The following is a 20,668-nucleotide window of genomic DNA, read 5'->3' on the forward strand; positions in this document are numbered from 1 at the left end:
CCTCTCTTTTGTTAATGTATTTTGTAAAACAGTTTTATAAAATATATTTATATAATAAAACGCAATAATGAAAACGTCAACATTAAATTTTTCCTTCTATTAGCAAATTTTTGAGCTAGTCATGATTCGTGTGCTATATTTAAAGAAAATTATTTTATAAAATATATTGATTTAATGAGGTTATGTATATGGTCACATTCAAAGATATTAAAAACAGTAATTATTCCGCCATTTTTCATTTGATCTATCAAAATGAAAAGCTTTCGAAGCAAGAAATTGCTCATCAGTTACAATTAAGCTTACCTACAATCACACAAAATCTCGTGAAGCTAGAAAAGGAGCAATTGATTGAAAAAAGTGGACAATTTCAATCTTCTGTTGGACGTAGAGCTACGGCTTATGCACTCCGACCAGAAGCACGTATTAGCATAGGGGTAGAAATTCAACGAAACTCCATTAGAATGCTAGCGGTCAACTTACTAGGTCATGTTTTTCAAGAAACCGAGTTTTCTCTCCGTTTTGCTCAAGGGGATCATTATTTCCGCACTTTATGTAATAAAGTAAAAGCCTTTATCGATTCATTAGAAGTTTCAAAAGAGCAGGTACTAGGCATTGGCTTTGCGGTACAGGCATTGACTACTAAAGATGGTAAGGAAATTATTTATGGAAAGATTTTGGATTGTACTGGTTTAAGAATCGAAAGGTTTTCTACTTATTTAGATTACCCGTGTAGATTTTTGCATGACGCCAAATGTGCTGCAACAACAGAGCTATGGATCAGGAACGATATTGGTGATGCCATTTATTTATCTATCGGCATGCATCTTGGTGGGGCTATTATTATTCATAACCAGATTGAAATGGGTAATGAAGGCTATAGTGGCACGGTAGAGCATATGACCATTAACCCTAATGGTCCGCCTTGCTATTGTGGTAAAAAAGGTTGTATGGAAACCTTTTGTTCAGTCAGTGCGCTTTTGCGAGAAGAGGAAACACTAGACAGCTTTTTCTCAGAGCTGCGTGAAGGGGTGACAAGCTATGTGTTAAGATGGGATGACTTTTTAAAGCATCTAGCTTTCTCGATTGGTAATGTTCATCAAGTCATTGATCGAGAAGTTATTCTCGGTGGCCATCTTTCTCCATATTTAATCGAACAAGATATTGACATCCTTCATGACAAAATAAGAAAACAGGCAGCATTTCCAAGCAAAGAATCATTTGTTCATCTAAGCCGTTCCCCCAAAAATGGAGTTCCAGTTGGTGCAGCATTACCATTTATCATGGATTTTATTTATTCCATTTGATGGGATAAGAGGGACGAACGATCCAATTGTCTGCCTGTGATACCCCTTCGTCAAAATACTTCGCTTTCCGCGAGCACGGCCTTCGCCTCCTCAGAAAGAGAAAATCGCTTTCCTGCGGGGTCTTCGGGTCGCGCTGTTCCCGCTGGAGTCTGCATATTTTGACTACACTAGTTTCTGCGATCATGCATTAGATCTACATTCTTTCATTTTTTTGTTTTAGCTTTTCAAAAAAGGGGGAAAATATAGACAAACAATATGTTTTTGGGAGGGTGAAAAATGTCAAGTGAAGAGATAAGCATGCCAAAAGAAAAAGGCATTGATCATACATTGCAATTACTAAAGGAAGGCTATACCTTTATCCAAAATCGTAAGAACAAGTACGAATCAAGGATTTTTGAAACAAAGCTATTAGGTGAAAAGGTCATTTGTATGGTCGGAAAAGAGCAAGCAAAATTATTTTACGATAATGGAAAATTTGAACGCAAAGGGGCAGCACCAAAAAGGTTACAAAAAACGTTGCTTGGCGAGGGTGGTGTGCAAGGGTTAGATGAAAATCGGCATCATCATCGAAAAGCTATGTTCATGTCACTAATGACAAGAGAGATGCTAAAGGAAATCCAAGAGCTTACAGAAGCGGAATGGAGTCAAGAAATTTCTCGTCATTCAGCAGAACAGGTCACCGTTTATGATATGGCTAAACATGTTCTAACAAGGGTTGCTATGCAATGGACAGGCATTCCACTAGATAGACAGGAATCAGAAAAATGGGTAGATGAACTGAGTGCCATGTTTGAAAATGCGTCAAACATAGGACCAAAGCATTGGAAAGCAAGAAGGTCAAGATCCAAAGCAGAGAAATGGCTAAAGCAATTAATCGAGGACATTCGTAAGGAAAAAATAAAAGTAGCCAAGTCAAGTCCCATTTATCAGTTTGCTTGGCACCAAGGGCTAGATGGCAACTTGTTAGATAAACAAACTGCAGCTGTGGAAGTACTAAATCTCCTTAGACCAATTGTCGCTATATCTGTTTACGTGGATTTCACTATATTAGCAGTGCATCAGTATCCAGAACAGGTCGATAAATTGCATCAAAAGGAATTTAGCTACGAGAATTTTATTCAAGAGGTTAGACGTTATTACCCGTTCTTCCCGTTTGCTACAGCAAGAGTAAAACAGGATTTTATTTGGAACGACTATCCCTTTAAAAAAGGAACCCTTACCTTATTAGATTTATATGGAACTAATCATGATCCAAGCTTATGGGAAGCTCCAGACCAATTTAATCCTAGTCGATTTAAAGAGTGGGAGGGAAGTCCATTTGATTTTATTCCACAGGGCGGTGGGGAATACGATATAGGTCATCGTTGTGCAGGAGAATTTATTACACTAGCCATTTTAAAAGTGACCCTGAAATTTTTCCTGCATGATGTTTCCTATCATTTTCCTAAGCAGGACTTAGATTACAGCATGAGTGAGATCCCGAGTCTTCCAGAAAGCAAAGTCACAATCATCATTGCTTAATATAAGGAGGGTGAAGAGAATGGAAAGGAAGTCAAACGACGATAAAAGAAGAGAGCCACAGCATGTCGACGAAATCCCGCTAAGAGATCTAGAAATAGATTTAAAAAATGAAAAGGATAAGAAAAAAAGCCAAAACACTTCACAATCAGAAGAGGATAAATAATAATAATTTAGGGAGTTAGCACCTGCTAGCTCCCTAAAATTCTTCATAAACAGCTGGATCCTGATCATTAATACGACCATCAGGCCTTGTAAGCTTCGCTATTTTATCCATATCCTCCTGACCCAAAGAAAAATCAAAGATGGAGATGTTCTCTAATTGACGCTCAGGGGAAGAAGATTTCGGAATCGAAACAGCCCCAAGCTGATAGTGCCAACGTAGGATGATTTGCGTAACCGATTTGTGATGCTTATGCGCAAGCTCTTGAAGGACTTCCTGATGAAGTATTTCACTCGTTCGGAATAAAGGGCTCCACGACTCGGTGACAATCCCATGCTGTTCATGCCATTTTCTTTGTTCCTCTTGGTTAAAGAATGGATGAAGCTCAATTTGGTTAATGCTCGGTAACACACCAGTTTCTTCTTCTAATCTTTTAAGATGTTCTGGTAAAAAGTTACTGACACCTATCGAGTGAATGAGTCCCCATTTCTTTGCATCGATTAATGCTTGCCATGCTTCCACATATTGATCCTGCTTAGGGTTTGGCCAATGAATCAGGTACAAATCATAATAATCCAAATTCGCACGGTAAAGGGACTCCTGTATGGCAGTTACTGCCTCTTGATAGGAATGATATCGACCCGGGAGTTTTGAGGAAATCCGTAAATCCTCCCGCTTTACTGAGCTTCTTCGAATGGCAGCCCCAACTGTGCCTTCATTTTCATAATTATAGGCAGTATCTATTAAGCGATAACCGCCATCCAGCGCAGATGTAATAGCACGGACACCATCACTTCCTTTCACTTTAGCGGTTCCTAAACCAATCATTGGTATACGAATGCCATCATTCAATGTTACTTCAGGTATTGTCATTATTCCACTCCTTATTTTGTGTTATATTATATTTATTACCACATTAGTGGTGGGTATGAAACTAATTTTACTGAATAAAAGGAGATATTGTCATGAAGCTTTCCGTAGTAATCATATCTGGACCATGTGGTGTGGGAAAATCAACGATCACAAAGGCGTTAGTCAACAACATAGAAAAAACGATGCTCGTTGAAGGAGACCTACTCTTTCATATGATATCTGATCAAACGATGAACTGGGAACAAAAATTAGCGATTACATGGCAAAATATATTGTCTGTGACAAATAATGCACTACAATCTAATTTGAATGTTGTTATTGATTATGTAGTAGAGGATGAACTAGATTGGTTTATTAGCCAATTAACGAATGAAAACGTCGAAGTCTATTATATTGTATTAATCGCCAATGATGAAGCCATCAGAGATAGAATAGAAAAAAGAGGAGATATCGAATTACTTCACAGATCCTCTCAATTATTACAAGAATTATCGACAAAGCAAGCCAATATCCCTTTTTTATATGATACTACGAATAAATCCATCACCGAAATCGTCCAAGATTTGGAGAAAAAAATGAAGCATTTCCGCTATAAAACAATGGAGTAATTTTTACCAATGAAATCTTCTTGCCATCCATTGAACAGCTTGCTTTACCTTATGCTCATATGTCATTCCTATGGCGAGCTGTTCTAAAGACGCAGACACACTTTCGAGTAAGAAATGGCGAGGTTCATCCTCTTGTATCTCCTTTAATAAGAACGATAAGTATTGTCTCTCTTTCTCTTCTTTTACGACCTTCTGGAGTGCTACTAGTCGATTTTTTAGGATGTGCTCCTGTTCCTGCTTTTCTTTCACATCTGTTTGTACAAACCAATCCTTCGGAAAAAATAGATCCTTTTGGCTGATTTGCTCGTCTAGCATGGACCTCAATCTTCTCATCGCATAACGAATGATCGTTTCTGTCGTAATATGCTCATCAACGCCAAGTCTTGCTGCGTATAGCATGGGATGGGTGATTCCGATCAACATAATAGCATGATCTAGTGTATAGGGATGGCCTTCTGATGGATATAAGTCCTCTAATCGTTTAGCAATCCACCTAATTTCTCCTTGATGGGCATTGGTTATATGCTCTTTTAATTCCTTGTCCTCCGAAAAAGATACCGTCTCAAATACGGTCATTAGATGATGTTGACGATTCATATTAATTCGAATGGCAATTTGTTGAATGAAGACTTCTTCATCTGCTTTGTCCTTCCCAAAAGCCAATTCTCTTCTTTTATCGATAATTTCTTCCCTAACAACCGAGATGATAGCAATTAAACAATCATTTTTAGATTGGAAATAATTATAAAATGTCCCTTTGGAAATACCAGCTTTATCTAAAATATCCTGAATAGAAGTAGCATCAAAACCTTTTTGAATAAATAATTGATGGGCGGCCTCTATGATTTTGGTTCTTGTTTTTTTACTCATTTTTTCACCCTTTTATAACGTAAGTATACTTGTATAAACCTTATTATATCAATATTTATTACTTGAAACAAATTTTATTGTTGAAAAAATTGAACTATAGGTATAAAATAATGAAGTACTAAAACAAATTAATGGAAAGAAGGAAACAAAATACATGACTAACGAAACATCGATGCATGCAAAGCCTCCTTATGGCATGATTGCTATTTTGTTTATTGGAGCTTTTGTAGCACTTTTGAATGAAACCTTATTAAATGTTGCCTTACCGTCTATTATGGCAGACTTTGCTGTGGATGAAACAGATGTGCAATGGCTATCAACTGGGTATATGTTGATAAATGGAATATTAATTCCAGCCAGTGCTTTTTTTATTCAACGTTTTTCTGACAAGAAATTATTCATTACTGCCATGTCTTTATTTACACTTGGTACTTTTCTAGCAAGTGTTGCACCAGAATTTTGGGTATTATTACTCGCTAGAATGATTCAAGCATCAGGCTCTGCGATTATGATGCCATTATTAATGAACGTAATGCTCGCAGCCTTTCCAGTAGAAAAAAGAGGAGCAGCAATGGGATCATTCGGTATTGTCATGATCACAGCACCTGCTATTGGACCAACATTATCAGGCTGGTTAGTGGAGCATTATAGCTGGAGGATGCTGTTTGATGTCGTCTTACCAATTGCCCTCTTAACCTTAGTCATCTCTATCTTTAAACTGAAGGATGTTACGGGCCAACGCTCTATTAAGCTCGATATTTTATCATTGATTTTATCCAGTATCGGTTTTGGCGGATTGCTCTATGGTTTTAGTAATGCTGGGGATAGAGGCTGGGATGATCCTGTTGTATATGGAACAATCATAGCAGGAGCTATTGGACTTATCTTATTTATCATCCGCCAATTGAAAATGGATGAACCAATGCTAGAGTTTCGTATCTATAAATATCCCATGTTCGCATTGTCTTCTGCTATCGCGATTGTCATTGCAGTTGCGATGTTTTCAGCGATGATCTTAATGCCGATCTATGTACAAACAATAAGAGGTATTTCTCCAATTGACTCAGGCTTATTAATGCTACCAGGAGCAATTGTGATGGGAATTATGTCACCAATTACCGGACGACTTTTTGATAAATACGGTGCAAGAGCATTGGCAGTAATCGGTCTAACGATTACCGTCGTCACCTCATACTTCTTTAGTAAAATTAGTATGGATACAGCCTATTCTACACTAGTGTTATTGTATACCTTTCGAATGTTCGGTATGTCTATGGTGATGATGCCTGTCATGACAAATGGTTTGAATCAATTACCAGCTATCAATAACCCGCATGGTACAGCAATGAATAATACCTTACAGCAAGTATCAGGTGCGATTGGATCAGCATTGTTAGTATCTGTGATGAACAATCGAAGAGATGACAAAATTGAAGACTTACTAGCTAATGGTGCAGGAAATGTAGAGGCAGGTGCACAGCAAGCTGGTTCGATCCCATTAGATGTGCTGCATGAAGGAATGGTTGCGGGAATTAATTTTAGCTTTTTTGTCTCTACCTTAATTGCATGTCTCGCGCTGATTTTAGCATTATTTATTAAACGCGTGAAGCCACCACATCAGCAAGACGCAGAAACGAAAGTCGAAGATAAAAAAATAGCTGTAGAGTAAAAAGCAAAATCAGACCGATTTTGCTTTTTTCTTTTAAGCGAGCTAATGGCGGTATCACTTATAATAGTGGCGGGAAAAATCCATAATATACTATTCCTACAAAAAATTAATAGCTCAAATGATCCGCTATTCTTGATATAATAGAATAAGCAGCTTAGAAAGGGGATCATCTTGAGGAGAAAAACTTGGATAAAGCTTAGTTTTGCACTTATTAGTATTCTATTAATCATAGACTTAATTGCAGGTAATTTCTTTTATGATTTAGCCATTAAAAGAGAGAAGAAGGAGTTTCTGCAAGGAAATGAGGATTTAACTGTCTCCACTGCAGCGATGGATGTTTTTTTAAAGGGAGATTGGCGTAGTTGGGTAGCGAATCAGGATTTTGAACAATGGCAACTAGAATCCTATGACGGACTCCATCTAAATGGTTATTTTTTAGAAGCAAAAAAGCCGACAAATAAGACAGTAATCTTAGCACATGGATATTTAGGCGATGCGATGGATATGGGATTATATGGCCAATATTATTATGAAGAGCTAGGCTATAATATTTTTACAGCAGACTTAAGAGGCCATGGGGGGAGTGAAGGAGATTACATTGGCTTTGGTTGGCATGATCGCCTTGACTATTTAGATTGGACCGACAAAGTAATCAATCGCGTCGGAAAAGATGCAGAAATTGTCGTTCATGGACTTTCGATGGGAGCCTCAACAGTATTAATGATGAGTGGCGAGCGCCTACCAGAAAATATTAAGGCCATTATCTCTGATAGCGCATACACAAGTGTGTACGACCTCTTTAAATATCAGATGAATCGAATGTATCATCTACCTGCATTCCCCATTCTACCGACAACAAGTCTGATCACAAGCATAAGAGCAGATTACTCCTTGAAAGAAGCCTCTGCGCTTGAACAGGTAAAGAAAGCAAATGTTCCAATCTTATATTTTCATGGTAAAAATGATGATTTTGTTCCAACTAAAATGGCGAGTAAGCTTTACCAGAACACGGAAAAAGCAGAGATCATGCTATTTGCTGAAGCAAGTCACGGAGAGGCATATGCCATTTATCGAGAGCAATATCAGACGAAGCTAACCGAATTTTTAACCAAATACATGAGATAAAGGAACCTAAAAAGCCATTTCACGATGGCTTTTTTTCTATATGGAATAACTTCAAGAAGAATGGAAAAGATAGGGAAAGCCAATCAAAGAGGAGGTCGTTTCAATGGAATGGGATTTAGTTTGGAAAGCAATCCTTATTGTACTAGCAGGTACATTGTTACTAAGATTTGCCGGAAGAAAAACGATATCACAAATGACACTAGCTGAAACGATTATCATGATTTCAATCGGAACCTTGCTTATTCAGCCAGTGTCGGGAAAAAATATATGGACAACCTTAATCGTTGGGGCCTTGTTAGTTATCACGCTTATTACAATGGAATACCTACAAATGAAATCAGATAGTATTGAAAAATTAATCACAGGAAAATCCAAAATATTGATAGAGAATGGAACAATAAATGAACAAAATTTAAAAAAATTGCGCTTAACCGTCGACCAGCTAGAAATGATGCTAAGACAGAGTAATGTGGCGAATATAAAGGATGTGGAGTTTGCCACATTGGAACCAAATGGTCAGATAGGGTATACCTTAAAACAAGAGGCTCAACCAGTAACCAAAAAAGAATTTCAACAATTGATGCAAATCTTAACTACCTCTCAGCCAAATCCTTCCTCCAATAATCTATTTACGGAAGTGAGCAAGCAATCTCATGATCAAGATCCGCCGAAGCATTTGCAGTAGGTTTTGTGATCGTAGAAAAGGGAAAAGGGAGGAAAAGTCGGTAAAGGGTGAATAAGCTTGTATTGGAAAAAGTGGATACCAAAAGATTCTTCTGAAATGGCGTTAATCATTTTGATCATAGGATTTGCCTTTATCATTGGTTCAACCTTTCTTTTTATTGAGATTGCCGATGATATTTTAGAGGATGAAAAGTTTTATATAGATCAGGTTGTCCAAGATGTAATGGAATCTGCACGAGATACATGGTTCCATTCCTTGATGGAAACCATAACCGAGTTAGGCTCTGTCCCAATACTAACGATCGCAACAATCGTGTTGGTCAGCTACTTATTTCTTTTTAAGAAAAGGAAATGGGAAGCGATCTTTTTTGGGATTAACATGGTTGGAATCAGCCTGCTTACCAAAGGCTTGAAGCTAATATTTCAACGAGATCGGCCAGAAATTCTGATGCAATATGATGGCACGGGCTTCAGTTTTCCAAGTGGTCACTCCACAGGATCAATCGCATTTTACGGTTTTTGCATCTACCTTGTTGCAAGAAGTCGTTGGAAAAGCAGGACAAAATGGCTCTGTAACAGTGTGTTAAGTCTGCTCATTGTACTGATACCGTTAAGTAGGACGGTTTTAAGTGTTCACTATTTTACAGATGTATTGGCAGGTGTCTCTTTAGGTTTAGCCTGGCTTTTAGTTTGTATTTTTGGATTGCAAATATTATTATGGAGACGTAGACACCATCACTTTAATTGAAAAATCGAATATGATTTAGTTGTGTCTTCATTCTATCTAATTTTTTTCTGAACTTATTTCTATTATCAGGTAATAAGTCAATACGAGATTGTGATGCAATTAATTCTGCTACATTTTCAATCGTCCTATTTTCCGTATTTATCCGCTGTTGAAATATATCATTTGATAATCCTTGTAAACATCTATCTATTTGTTTTGCTGACCAGGAATTGTTTCTTTCACCTCTCTTCCGTAATCTCTTTTGTATCGTTTCTTTGGAGGCCCATAATACAAAGTGATTAACGATCATTTTTTCCTTTCTAAGCCTGCCAATAATTTCATCAAAATACAGAGGGTTGACTATGGTCATTGGCACAATGATAACTCCATCATATTCGCTTTCGATATACTTCAAAAGGGTATAGTTGAACTCACGCCAGATGACATAATCTTGGAAATCTCCATTACCAATTTCTTTCGGTATATTCTTATCAATAAAAAATCCAATGTTTTCCGGGTCATACACAAAGGAATTAGGAATTCTTCTATGTAATTCAAAAGAAGTCTGTGTTTTCCCGGAACCAAAAGCTCCATTAACCCAAATAATCAATTAAATCACCTACTTTTCTAATAACAGCCTTAAGACCAATGAGCAGGGTGGCGTAAATGTAAAGGTAGTTTTGTCTCGCTATCTCCCTTTGCTGCATTTAACTGTGCTTGTGTCAGAAAAATACACTCTCTTAAATCAGCGCCACTTAAATTCGCATCACGCAGATCCGCACCGAGAAAATCAGCACCTCTTAAATCGGTATTGTTAAAATCTGTTGCAATAAGTAAGGCACCGCGAAGAGGAACTCCTTGTATTGCTTTATTACTTAGATTTGCTCCTATTAATTCTTTAGGTAATTTTCGATGTTTTCGAGTGTGTTTTGCCCGAATCACTTCACTTGTTTGGACGAGTAGTGGATTAATTTGGGAGCGATGATGCTGAATATCTAATTCTAATAAAGCCGCTGGGGAAAGATACGTCAAATCCTCTATGCTGTGAAAGGCTTTTTCTATATCAGCATGGAAGGAAGCCGTTTCTTCTCTATCCATCGCTTCATTCAAATAATAGAGTATTTCATGCAGCTGTTGCATAATGGGAAAAACCTCGAACATTTCCTGGGCAATATCTTCATGGTCCCGCCAGTTTTTGTTGGAATATGTTTGCTTGGCCACTTTTTGTCCAGCCCCAAAGCATTCATAGACTGAACAGCCACGGAAGCCTTTGGTTCTTAGTTCTTTATGTATGCTGCATCGAAAATCATCTTCTAGGTTTCGACAAGGCACACCTGCAGCTTTTTGAAAGGCAAAGTCACTTGATTTTGCATAGGGTAATGCCACACAGCATAGGCCAAAGCATTGCTCACAATCTGCCTGTAAATCTTTATCTGAAATGAGTTTCATAGCAACCTCCACTTGCATGTTATAGGTTCATTCTATCATAGCATGGATTGTCCGTAACCCCTATTAATAAAAATAGAATGCAATAAAAAATCCCCTCAGTAAAATAACTGAGGGAAATCGCCTAACATAAAGATGGAGGAATATGAAAATTCGTGTTAAATGTATAGGGAGGAGCTGCAGATAATTTAGGAGCAGATCCATAGGCAGGTGGGTTTTGAACATAACAGAAGGTAGAACATCCATCCATGCTTGGACCATGTGCCCATCTACCTTGTGCCGATTCCTCGCCTCGAGAGAAATTATAAAAATCATAGGCAACCTGTTGTTTTTCTAATTGGCGAGGGAAGGTAGAAGGAACGACTACCCCTTCTTTTTGCTCAAGTTCTTCAATTGCTGCAAGCCACATATTTTGATGCATCGTATCCCTTGCAATTAAAAAGGATAGCATATCTTTCACACCACGGTCAGAGGTTATTTCGTACAGTCTAGCAACCTGAAGTCTTCCTTGGGATTCTGCATTTAAATTTGCTCTAAAATCAGCTAATAAATTCCCACTAGAAATAATATAATCGGCAGTCCACCTGTTACCTACACTGTCAGCAGGCATGGCACCTAATCCAGAAACAATAGCGTGCTGCGGATTCATCCCACCAATAATAGCAGCCATTACAGGATCCTTTGCTGCCTCTTCAAGGTCCCCGACAGGAGCATCATCTAACAGACGTGCTATCATAGTAGCGAGCATTTCAATATGTGCTAACTCTTCTGTTCCTACATCCATTAACAAGTCTTTATATTTTCCATCCATTCGAACATTAAAGCCTTGGAATAAATATTGCATAGCCACAGAGATTTCGCCAAACTGTCCACCTAACACCTCTTGTAATTTCTTTGCGAATAGAGGATCCGGCCTATCTGGTTTGGCAGGATACTGCAATTCCTTTATATGGTAAAACATAAATTCACATCCTTTTCCCTAAGATAGGTATCTGTACTTAATCTATGCTCCCGCCTAATATTTGTGATCATTTTACCGTGAGTTCAATTAAGTGAATGTTTGGCAAAATCTTGGTATACTATCCATCGAAGTTATTTTCTAAAGGGGGAAAACAAGTTGGATACATTATTTAGCCCATTTAACATAAAAAATTTAGCGTTAAAAAATCGAGTGGTAATGCCACCGATGTGTCAATATTCCGTTTCAAAAAAAGACGGAACACCAAATGATTGGCATTATACCCATTATGTCAGTCGAGCAATAGGTGGTACGGGTCTGGTGATTGTGGAAATGACAAATGTGGAGCCAGATGGACGGATTTCGAATCATTGCTTAGGCCTTTGGTCTGATGATCAAATTCCAGCCTATCAACGGATTGTGGATGCGGTCCATGAGAATGGTGCTAAGATCGGTATTCAAATCGCTCACGCAGGACGTAAAGCGGAGGATGCAGATCTGCCTGTCGCACCATCTGCAATTCGTTTTGATGGGAACTACAAAACTCCACGAGCGTTAACAACAGGAGAAGTCAAGGAAATGGTGGAAAAATTCCGCTTATCGGTACGAAGAGCAGTCAAAGCGGGATTTGATACCATTGAGCTCCACGGTGCCCATGGTTATTTAATTCATCAATTTCATTCCCATCTAACCAATAAGCGGGAGGATGAATATGCGGATCTCACCAAATTTGGTGTAGAAGTAATCAAAGCAGCTAAAAGTGAGATGCCTGCAGATATGCCATTAATTATGCGAATCTCTGCAACAGAATTTGTCGAAAATGGCTATGAGCTACAGGATGGTGTCAAACTCGCCCAAGTGTATAAGGATGCAGGAGTAGATATGATTCATGTCAGTGCTGGAGGAGAAGGAGCAATAGCCCCATCTCGTAATCCAGGAGGACATGCGGGATATATGATACCATTTGCACAAGAAATGCGTAATGCATTGCAAGCTCCTGTTATTGCGGTAGGACGCTTAGAAGACCCAGCACTAGCTGATGCTATTATCGGAAATAAAGCGTCCGATCTCGTGGCAGTCGGACGTGGCATGCTAAGAGATCCATACTGGGCCATTCATGCTGCCCGCCAATTACACCAGGAAATCGAAATACCTGTCCAATACGAGCGAGGATTTTAAAAATACTAACGAAATGCCCTGCACCCCAATTTGTTAAACAAATAGGGTGCAGTTTTTTTATTGTAAGAATAGTAATCCCCTCTGCGATCAGGCTAATAATATTATCTGTGATATTGGATATTTATGTTAATATAAGATGGAGTCTGGTGATAAAATGGCAAAAAGATTATTAGGAGTTGAGAAAATGGAACACACCATGCGCCTAAATGAAACACCTTTCTATTCAATGAAATCTGGGAGAAAAAAAGTAGAGGTCAGATTAAATGATGAGAAAAGAAGAAGAGTAAAAGTAGGAGATACAATAACATTCACAAAAATCCCTGAAGGCAACGAAACATTAACAGTCGAGGTTATCGGTCTAAAGCAGTATTCGTCTTTCAAAGATATGTATGAAAATATCCCAGCAAGTGATTTTGATGCAGTTGGTAGTTCGATCGGAGAAATGGTCGAACAAACCTATCAAATATATTCTCCAGAGAAGGAAAAGGAATGGGGTACACTCGCGATTATTATTCGATTAATGGATGGAAAAAGTCACAAGTACTAGGATAGTAAATGGGGAGTAATATTAAGGAAAGGAATGATTATTGTTGAAATTATTAAAAGTTATTTTAGCAGTTTTCGTTGTTTGTTTGTCAGGATATGCTTTAGTTACTGGGAGTTTTAGTATAATTCCATATGCACAATTAATCTTAGGATTCATGCTCTTGGCTATGGGAATTAATGAACTTCAAGCAAAACGCAAAGGATATGCCATTATTTCTTTTCTCACGGCTGCATTTGTTATATTTGCCAGTATATTTAGTATTAAGTTAATTCCTTAGGATTCGAATTGTTTTTTTACAAGCTATAAGAGGTGGGATAGGTTTATGATAACAGAATTGAATAAAACCCAATTTAGTAAATGTAGAAAATTACTAAATGAAAATGGTCAATTAGAAGCTATAGCAGTCGTTGAGAATATAAATCCAGGTCGTATTTTTGTGGATGATTTGGATAACTCAACCTCGGGGCTTATTTGTTAGGGAATAATTATCTAATTAATTGTCTGATATAGATTTCAACACAGTAATGACTAAAAAGCTAAATTCCCTTGGTAAGGATGGCTGGGAGCTGACAGGGGTGGAACAGTTTTTTATTTTAAAAGAGAGTACAGGGAAGGAGATTAATTGTTTGATTACACTCCATCCAATTTTAACTGCTTACAAAATAAGAATTTATTAATACTGTATAGGTAATATTTATTAAAATAGTAAATATTACCTATTTAATTTTTCCAAAAAATACCGAAAATCAGGATAAGGATTAATTGGAGGTGGTAGCAAAAGAACTATGCTATAAAAATTTGTATTCTACCATTTTGAAAGCGCTAAAAATATTGGAAACTTATGAAAGTGGGGATGTTAAATTGAAATTCACAAGAATATGTTTTATGCTAATTCTTACATTTATTCTAACAAGTACTGGTGTAACGGTATTAGCTATCGAGGATAATGAAAATACGTCGTCGAACCCTTCCCTAAATTTTAAAAGTAGTAAAACAAATGAATTTAGTGAAGTAAATAATGAATCGATTTCATCTAAGAATGTAGATATTGATACTTTGATTAAAAAAACTAATGACCTCAACCCTACCTATCAGCCAATTACTTCTCAGATATTAAATGATTCATATGAACCGAACAACACAATGGAGACAAGTACACCTATTTTATTTGGACAAGAATTAAATGCTAATATTGGAGATGCAGAAGATGTAGATTGGTATCAAATAGATCTTACTGCAGGTACGGATGTCGCATTTCTATTAAAAAATATTCCTAGTGATGCAGACTATGACCTTTATATATTTGATCCAGATTTAAATTATGCCCTATCCGAAAATATTGGGAACGCAGATGAGAAACTTTACCTGAATATAAATACTACTGGAACTTGGTATATAGCCATTATGCCTTACAACAGTTATAATGCTGAAGAAAACTATCAATTATTTGTAGGAGATGCTTGGTTACAGGATAGCTTCTCTGTAGATACAGGTATGGGATTTAACTATAGTCAAAACAATGTCGGAACCATATTGCCATACCAGATTCTAGATTTAATAGAGGAACCCGGAATTCCAGATTCGGCTAGAGTAACCGGAATTCGATTTTATACAGCCAGTTCTTTAGGAAGATGGGGAAATCAAACTGATTTCATATATTCCGCCCAAAGTGGGGAGTGGTATCAAACTAATCCGGGTCTTAACGTGATTCTAGGTTTACCTCCAGAAGACGAAAATCCTTTATTTGTAAAACAACAGTGGGCTATTACCTCAAGTATAGAAACTCTTTTTCAAGTTACTGGTTATTATAGTCCTGGTGTTACATTTGATTATAAATATCTTAGAGATTAAAGGATGGGTTCAAAGATATTAACAGATTAATAGCCCTGCAGTAAGTCTAGCACATGGTTATAATAAAAGGAGCACACACGCTGAGTGGTGCTCCTTATTCTTTATTTACTCTTTTTTTATGAGTAATTTCACCATATGTTTTATGATAGAAATAAACATCAATTGTTAGTAAGCTACGTCTCGCTCCTGAATATCTATTAGCTCTTCTAAATAATTGAGGAAGGTGGCATAATGATACATTATCTAGGAACACCCAAGATAGAAACCACTCGATTGATCCTAAGAAGGATGGCGTTGTCTGATGCTCAAAAGGTATTTAATCACTGGCTTTCTGATGAACGCGTATCGGATAATCGAGTTAGTGCGGCGCATAAAACTGTTATCGAAACAATGGAGAGGGTAGAAAAGATAGTCAAGAATTATGACAGAAAGGAATTTTGTTGGTGGGCTATTGAGCGAAAAGTCAATGGCGAATTAATTGGTGAAATCGACTTGTATGATTTTGATAACCATACAGGAAACTGTGAGGTAAGTTACTCGATAGGACACACATGGTGGAATCAAGGGTATGCGACCGAAGCCTTAAAAGCAGTGGTGGAATTTGGTTTCCGATATATGAACATACATAAAATTGCGGCAGCCCATAACACCGATAATCCGGCTTCTGGAAAGGTAATGGTTAAAGCTGGACTGGTTCAAGAAGGAGTTATTAGACATATGATTCGTAATGCCAAAAACCAATATAAAGACTGTGCGGTTTATGGAATAATTCAAGAAGAAGATTACCTTAATACCGACAGTGCTTTTATTGTAGGGATGGAGGACATAAGTAAAAACTGAAAGAAGTACACAACTAAATCCCCCAATCTAGATGTTTTTTTTTCAAAAATGATTTAGAATGAAAGGAAGAAACAAGAAGAAAGGTACGTGATCGCTTTGGACTTTAGACCTTGTATTGATTTGCATCAAGGAAAAGTAAAGCAAATCGTTGGAGATACGTTAAACGAAGTGGGAAAGCCTGTTGTTGAAAATTACATATCAACCTATAAAAGTAATCACTATGCGGAAATGTTTCAGCGAGATGGGCTAAAAGGTGGGCATGTTATTATGCTAGGAGATGGAAATCAAGAAGCAGCCTTAGAAGCTTTAAATGCCTATCCAAACGGACTGCAAATTGGTGGGGGGATGAATGCAGATAATGCATCGTTTTATCTTGAAAATGGTGCCTCTCACGTTATTGTCACCTCCTATATTTTTCAAAATGGTGAGTTGAATAAAGAACGATTAGAGAAATTGCTTGATACCATTGGAAAAGACAAGCTTGTGATTGATTTGAGCTGTAAGCAAAAGGATGGAAAATGGTTTGTCGTCACAGATAAATGGACAAAGTTCAGCCAGATTGAAATCAATCAAGAGACGATTCGAGAATTTGAGCAATACTGCGATGAGTTCCTGATTCACGCAGCAGATGTGGAAGGGAAGAGAAGTGGATTTGAAGCAAATTTAGTGGAAAAGCTCGCAGATTGGGTATCGATTCCAACAACCTATGCTGGTGGGATTCGTTCGATGGAGGATCTAGACCATTTTCGCGAGCTATCGAAAGGTAAGCTTGATATTACTATTGGAAGTGCCTTAGATATTTTCGGTGGGGAGTTATCTTACCAGGAAGTAGTAGCATATTGTCATCATAAATAGGAAAAGGGCCGCTTCGTTTAAAAAAGAAGTGGCCCTCCTAATTTTAATAAGGATCTGAAGGCTTGGACATTTCCTCTGCCATATCAACCGCTTTTTCCATTTTCTCTTCACGACTGCTTGTCGCATTCTTCAGTCCATCCTCTAATCGTTTACCATAGTCTTGATCACATTGATAGCACATCTCCACCATCTTTTGCTGAATTTCCTCGTGACAACTAGCCAAGGCATTCACAAGGTTTGCGATTAAATCATCCTTCTCCCAATCCGCTAAACGACGGTAGGTTTCTCCCGCTTGACCAAAATTGTTCTCGCGAGAAATAGCTTTACGTTGGAGATTTCCTTCCACATGTGGCTCATGCTCAACGCCTGGATTTTTCGCTTCCTTTAACCCGCCAAGTAAGGATGGCTCATAATCAATATGAGGATTCTTATGTTCCCCATAGTCCTCTCTGAAATCCATTTGTCCACCCGTTTGATTTGTCACAACCTTTTTATGTGGACGGTTGATTGGCAACTGAAGATAATTCGCACCTACACGGTAGCGCTGTGTATCAGAGTAGGAATAGGTTCTCCCTTGCAAAAGCTTATCATCGGAAAAATCAAGCCCATCGACTAGCACCCCTGTACCGAATGCCGATTGCTCTACTTCCGCATGGAAATTATCAGGATTTTTATTTAACACCATTTTTCCAACCTTATGCCATGGATAATCTTCCTTATACCAAATCTTTGTCGGATCTAACGGATCATAATCTAGTTCCGGATGCTCTCCGTCCTCCATAATCTGTACATAAAGCTCCCATTCAGGGTAATTGCCTTCCTCAATGGCTTCGTAGAGATCTTGAGTAGCATGGTTGAAGTTCTGTCCTTGAATTTTATTAGCTTCCTGCTGTGTCAAGTTTCTAATTCCTTGCACAGGCTCCCAATGATATTTCACTAAAACAGCCTTACCTTCCGCATTGATCCATTTGTACGTATGTACTCCAGAGCCTTGCATATGGCGATAAGTCGCTGGAATCCCCCAAGGAGAATAGACAAATGTAATCATATGCATCGCCTCTGGGGACCTGCTGACAAAGTCAAACATACGCTCAAGGTTTTGATAGTTCGTCACTGGATCAGGGCGGAATGCGTGGATCATATCAGGGAATTTTAATGGATCACGGATAAAGAATATTTTCAAATTATTCCCGACTAAATCCCAGTTGCCATCCTCTGTGTAAAATTTAATCGCAAAGCCACGAGGGTCACGCAACGTTTCTGGAGAGTGCTTGCCGTGAACAACAGTAGAAAATCGCACGAATACCGGTGTTTGTACCTCTGTATTGGTAAACACCTTTGCTCGGGTATATTTGGAGATAGGCTCCCCGTTTACTGTTCCATATGACTGGAAATAACCATGCGCTCCTGTACCACGGGCGTGAACAATACGCTCAGGGATTTTTTCACGATCAAAATGACTTATTTTCTCCAAAAAATCATAATTCTCCAATGTCATTGGACCACGATTGCCAACGGTTCGAACATTTTGATTGTCTGTCACGTCATGGCCTTGCTGGTTTGTCAAAATTTCCTTTTCCTTCTTGTTTTTGTCCATTTGGATGCCTCCTTGATAACTAGTCATCTCCATTATTCCCTAATGATGGCACGTTATGCGGAAAGAGGCATCTAGTCAGTTACTATAGTTGAAAACAAAAGTAGCCATATGCCTGTACACTAATTTTTGCTTGATCTTGAAAGGTTACCTGTCTGTTTGTGAACAATTCCTTTGCACTGAGATTAGCTAATTCATCTAAAATAATGTCTTGTTGTTTATCCTCATTATTCAAAACAAAAATTAGCCTGTTCGTGTTTGTTCTTTTTTCATAAACAATGACATTTCCTTGCCCTTTTAAAAACTGGAATTCCCCCGAATTGCCGAAGCCTTTAATTTCCTTTCTCCACTGGATTAACTGTTGAACAAATGAAAACAAGGATTGGTCTTGATTCTCGTCTTCCCATTCCATACATGCACGACATCCTGGATCTTCTCCGCCAGATAAGCCAATTTCATCCCCATAATACAAGCATGGGGAACCGAGGAAGGATAACTGAAATAGATACAGTAGTCGTGCCCTTCTCTTGTCGTTATCTGCTAAGGTTAGTATCCTAGCTGTATCGTGACTATCCAATAAATTAAAGGCGACCTCATTCACGTTTTGTGGATACATATGCAGTACATTCGTGATGTTATCCACAAATGTTTGACTATCCATCCTTTGTCTCGCAAAAAATTCTATCGCACCATTGGTGAAAGGATAATTCATCACAGCATCAAATTGATCTCCTTCGAGCCATGGTAAGGAATCATGCCAAATTTCACCGAGGATATAAGCATCAGGCTTGACTTTTTTGACTACCTGTCGAAACTCACGCCAAAAGGAATGGTCAATCTCATTGGCAACATCTAGTCGCCATCCGTCAATATCAAATTCCTTGACCCAATATTCCGCTACATCTAGCAAATATTTTTTCACTTCCGAATTCGCCGTATTTAATTTAGGCATGGTCGAAACAAATCCAAAGGCATCATAATTAGGCTTCGGTTCTGTTTCTATCGGAAAATCCCAAATGTGAAACCAATCCTTGTATCGTGAATCTTCCTGGTTTTCTAATACATCCTGGAATGGTTCGAAATAAAAGCCACTATGGTTAAAAACAGCATCAAGCATGACTTTTATGCCACGTGCATGACATCCCTTCACAAGCCGGCGGAAGGTTTCCTTATCTCCAAATTGGGGATCAATTTCAAAATAATCAATCGTATCGTATTTATGATTAGAATAAGCCTTAAAGATAGGGGTGAGGTAAATGCCGTTTATCCCTAAATTCACTAGGTAGTCAAGGTGATCGATGATTCCTTGAAAATCCCCGCCAAAAAAATTTGTTGGTGTCGGATCAGTGCTGCCCCATGGTAAGGTTCCTTCTGGATTAAGGGAGGAATCCCCATTAGCAAACCGCTCAGGAAAAATTTGATACCATACCGTATCCTTTACCCATTTAGGGGCACGAAAATTATCGGCCTCGTGAAGGTATGGAAAACAATAAAAATTGCCAATTTCCTTAGGTATTTCCTCAAAATAACCTCGCTCTGTCACGATGATCGTTTTATTTTGCGCGGTGGTACAGCGAAAGCCATATCGTAATCTTCGATAGGGTGGTTTTATTTGGATTTTCCAATAATCGATATCTCTAGTGGAACCAGTTTGCTTCATTTCACTGAGCTGATATTGCCAATCCTTTTCTTTAAAATGATAAGGGTCGGCATAGATTAGCTCCACTTTTTTTATGAATTCTTTTTTTGTTTCTAGCATAATTTCTACAGTTTCTTTATCCTTGCCATATACATATGGAAGAATTGCTCGATGACGAATATCTGTTAGCATTGTTCAAAACTCCTTTTATATATAGT

The 20,668-nt window shown here is 38.1% G+C and carries 23 protein-coding genes; 16 read left to right on the plus strand and 7 right to left on the minus strand.

Annotated elements, in window-relative coordinates:
- Nucleotides 1-188: 188 nt before the first annotated feature.
- From ACZ5R4_RS18910 to ACZ5R4_RS18920, 3 genes are all read left to right on the plus strand, one after another.
- Nucleotides 189-1,304, plus strand: a complete 1,116-nt coding sequence (locus ACZ5R4_RS18910) for an ROK family transcriptional regulator (RefSeq protein ID WP_464367821.1) — start codon at nt 189-191, stop codon at nt 1,302-1,304.
- Nucleotides 1,305-1,580: 276 nt separating this feature from the next.
- The gene (locus tag ACZ5R4_RS18915; RefSeq protein WP_464367822.1) at nt 1,581-2,825 is read left to right on the plus strand and encodes a cytochrome P450; all 1,245 of its coding nucleotides are present in this window, start codon (nt 1,581-1,583) and stop codon (nt 2,823-2,825) included.
- Between the two features lie 19 nt (nt 2,826-2,844).
- Nucleotides 2,845-2,988 carry a hypothetical protein gene (locus ACZ5R4_RS18920; protein ID WP_181397442.1) on the plus strand — a complete coding sequence of 48 codons (144 nt, stop codon included), beginning with the start codon at nt 2,845-2,847 and terminating at the stop codon, nt 2,986-2,988.
- Between the two features lie 33 nt (nt 2,989-3,021).
- Here ACZ5R4_RS18920 and ACZ5R4_RS18925 read toward each other — a convergent pair whose 3' ends face one another.
- Nucleotides 3,022-3,858 (minus strand): aldo/keto reductase, encoded by an 837-nt coding sequence (locus ACZ5R4_RS18925; protein WP_464367823.1) that lies wholly within the window; start codon nt 3,856-3,858, stop codon nt 3,022-3,024.
- Nucleotides 3,859-3,950: 92 nt separating this feature from the next.
- On the opposite strand from ACZ5R4_RS18925, the gene ACZ5R4_RS18930 reads away from it, so the two are divergent.
- Nucleotides 3,951-4,466 carry a P-loop nucleotide/nucleoside kinase family protein gene (locus tag ACZ5R4_RS18930; protein WP_109983769.1) on the plus strand — a complete coding sequence of 172 codons (516 nt, stop codon included), beginning with the start codon at nt 3,951-3,953 and terminating at the stop codon, nt 4,464-4,466.
- Between the two features lie 3 nt (nt 4,467-4,469).
- On the opposite strand, the gene ACZ5R4_RS18935 is transcribed toward ACZ5R4_RS18930, so the two are convergent.
- Nucleotides 4,470-5,336, minus strand: a complete 867-nt coding sequence (locus ACZ5R4_RS18935; RefSeq protein WP_054859710.1) for a TetR family transcriptional regulator — start codon at nt 5,334-5,336, stop codon at nt 4,470-4,472.
- Nucleotides 5,337-5,490: 154 nt separating this feature from the next.
- Here ACZ5R4_RS18935 and ACZ5R4_RS18940 point away from each other — a divergent pair, with 154 nt between their 5' ends.
- The 4 genes from ACZ5R4_RS18940 to ACZ5R4_RS18955 all read left to right on the plus strand — a co-directional run bounded on the left by ACZ5R4_RS18940 (nt 5,491) and on the right by ACZ5R4_RS18955 (nt 9,562).
- Nucleotides 5,491-7,005 (plus strand): DHA2 family efflux MFS transporter permease subunit, encoded by a 1,515-nt coding sequence (locus ACZ5R4_RS18940; protein ID WP_054859711.1) that lies wholly within the window; start codon nt 5,491-5,493, stop codon nt 7,003-7,005.
- A gap of 168 nt (nt 7,006-7,173) precedes the next feature.
- Nucleotides 7,174-8,130: an alpha/beta hydrolase gene (locus ACZ5R4_RS18945; RefSeq protein ID WP_425454567.1), complete on the plus strand. Its 957-nt coding sequence runs from the start codon at nt 7,174-7,176 to the stop codon at nt 8,128-8,130.
- Nucleotides 8,131-8,233: 103 nt separating this feature from the next.
- Nucleotides 8,234-8,815 carry a DUF421 domain-containing protein gene (locus ACZ5R4_RS18950; protein WP_109983766.1) on the plus strand — a complete coding sequence of 194 codons (582 nt, stop codon included), beginning with the start codon at nt 8,234-8,236 and terminating at the stop codon, nt 8,813-8,815.
- 57 nt (nt 8,816-8,872) lie between these two features.
- Nucleotides 8,873-9,562: a phosphatase PAP2 family protein gene (locus ACZ5R4_RS18955; protein WP_245902272.1), complete on the plus strand. Its 690-nt coding sequence runs from the start codon at nt 8,873-8,875 to the stop codon at nt 9,560-9,562.
- Here the strand turns inward: ACZ5R4_RS18955 and ACZ5R4_RS18960 are convergent.
- The 3 genes from ACZ5R4_RS18960 to ACZ5R4_RS18970 all read right to left on the minus strand — a co-directional run bounded on the left by ACZ5R4_RS18960 (nt 9,555) and on the right by ACZ5R4_RS18970 (nt 11,948).
- Complete coding sequence (locus tag ACZ5R4_RS18960) at nt 9,555-10,151, minus strand: AAA family ATPase (protein WP_054859713.1); 597 nt, start codon at nt 10,149-10,151, stop codon at nt 9,555-9,557. The genes ACZ5R4_RS18955 and ACZ5R4_RS18960 overlap by 8 nt on opposite strands.
- A 29-nt stretch (nt 10,152-10,180) precedes the next feature.
- Nucleotides 10,181-11,008: a pentapeptide repeat-containing protein gene (locus ACZ5R4_RS18965; protein WP_054789271.1), complete on the minus strand. Its 828-nt coding sequence runs from the start codon at nt 11,006-11,008 to the stop codon at nt 10,181-10,183.
- Between the two features lie 103 nt (nt 11,009-11,111).
- Nucleotides 11,112-11,948, minus strand: a complete 837-nt coding sequence (locus ACZ5R4_RS18970) for a manganese catalase (protein ID WP_054789270.1) — start codon at nt 11,946-11,948, stop codon at nt 11,112-11,114.
- Between the two features lie 156 nt (nt 11,949-12,104).
- Here ACZ5R4_RS18970 and ACZ5R4_RS18975 point away from each other — a divergent pair, with 156 nt between their 5' ends.
- From ACZ5R4_RS18975 to hisA, 8 genes are all read left to right on the plus strand, one after another.
- Nucleotides 12,105-13,124: an NADH:flavin oxidoreductase/NADH oxidase gene (locus ACZ5R4_RS18975; protein ID WP_464367824.1), complete on the plus strand. Its 1,020-nt coding sequence runs from the start codon at nt 12,105-12,107 to the stop codon at nt 13,122-13,124.
- A gap of 184 nt (nt 13,125-13,308) precedes the next feature.
- Complete coding sequence (locus ACZ5R4_RS18980) at nt 13,309-13,671, plus strand: ASCH domain-containing protein (protein ID WP_277678305.1); 363 nt, start codon at nt 13,309-13,311, stop codon at nt 13,669-13,671.
- 43 nt (nt 13,672-13,714) lie between these two features.
- The gene (locus ACZ5R4_RS18985; RefSeq protein WP_054789269.1) at nt 13,715-13,948 is read left to right on the plus strand and encodes a DUF3953 domain-containing protein; all 234 of its coding nucleotides are present in this window, start codon (nt 13,715-13,717) and stop codon (nt 13,946-13,948) included.
- 45 nt (nt 13,949-13,993) lie between these two features.
- Nucleotides 13,994-14,149 carry a hypothetical protein gene (locus ACZ5R4_RS18990; protein WP_347834461.1) on the plus strand — a complete coding sequence of 52 codons (156 nt, stop codon included), beginning with the start codon at nt 13,994-13,996 and terminating at the stop codon, nt 14,147-14,149.
- A gap of 46 nt (nt 14,150-14,195) precedes the next feature.
- Nucleotides 14,196-14,348, plus strand: coding sequence for a hypothetical protein (locus tag ACZ5R4_RS18995; protein WP_464367825.1), 153 nt, complete (start codon nt 14,196-14,198; stop codon nt 14,346-14,348).
- A gap of 208 nt (nt 14,349-14,556) precedes the next feature.
- Nucleotides 14,557-15,522 carry a PPC domain-containing protein gene (locus tag ACZ5R4_RS19000; RefSeq protein WP_464367826.1) on the plus strand — a complete coding sequence of 322 codons (966 nt, stop codon included), beginning with the start codon at nt 14,557-14,559 and terminating at the stop codon, nt 15,520-15,522.
- Between the two features lie 231 nt (nt 15,523-15,753).
- Nucleotides 15,754-16,362, plus strand: a complete 609-nt coding sequence (locus tag ACZ5R4_RS19005; RefSeq protein ID WP_054859719.1) for a GNAT family N-acetyltransferase — start codon at nt 15,754-15,756, stop codon at nt 16,360-16,362.
- Nucleotides 16,363-16,458: 96 nt separating this feature from the next.
- Nucleotides 16,459-17,217, plus strand: a complete 759-nt coding sequence (hisA, locus tag ACZ5R4_RS19010; RefSeq protein WP_109983865.1) for a phosphoribosylformimino-5-aminoimidazole carboxamide ribotide isomerase — start codon at nt 16,459-16,461, stop codon at nt 17,215-17,217.
- Nucleotides 17,218-17,260: 43 nt separating this feature from the next.
- Here the strand turns inward: hisA and ACZ5R4_RS19015 are convergent, their stop codons facing one another.
- Both ACZ5R4_RS19015 and ACZ5R4_RS19020 read right to left on the minus strand, forming a co-directional pair.
- Nucleotides 17,261-18,847: a catalase gene (locus tag ACZ5R4_RS19015; protein ID WP_464367827.1), complete on the minus strand. Its 1,587-nt coding sequence runs from the start codon at nt 18,845-18,847 to the stop codon at nt 17,261-17,263.
- Between the two features lie 49 nt (nt 18,848-18,896).
- Nucleotides 18,897-20,642, minus strand: coding sequence for an alpha-glycosidase (locus ACZ5R4_RS19020; protein WP_464367828.1), 1,746 nt, complete (start codon nt 20,640-20,642; stop codon nt 18,897-18,899).
- Between the last annotated feature and the right edge of the window lie 26 nt (nt 20,643-20,668).

The sequence above is a fragment of the Gracilibacillus sp. JCM 18860 genome (assembly GCF_055395245.1).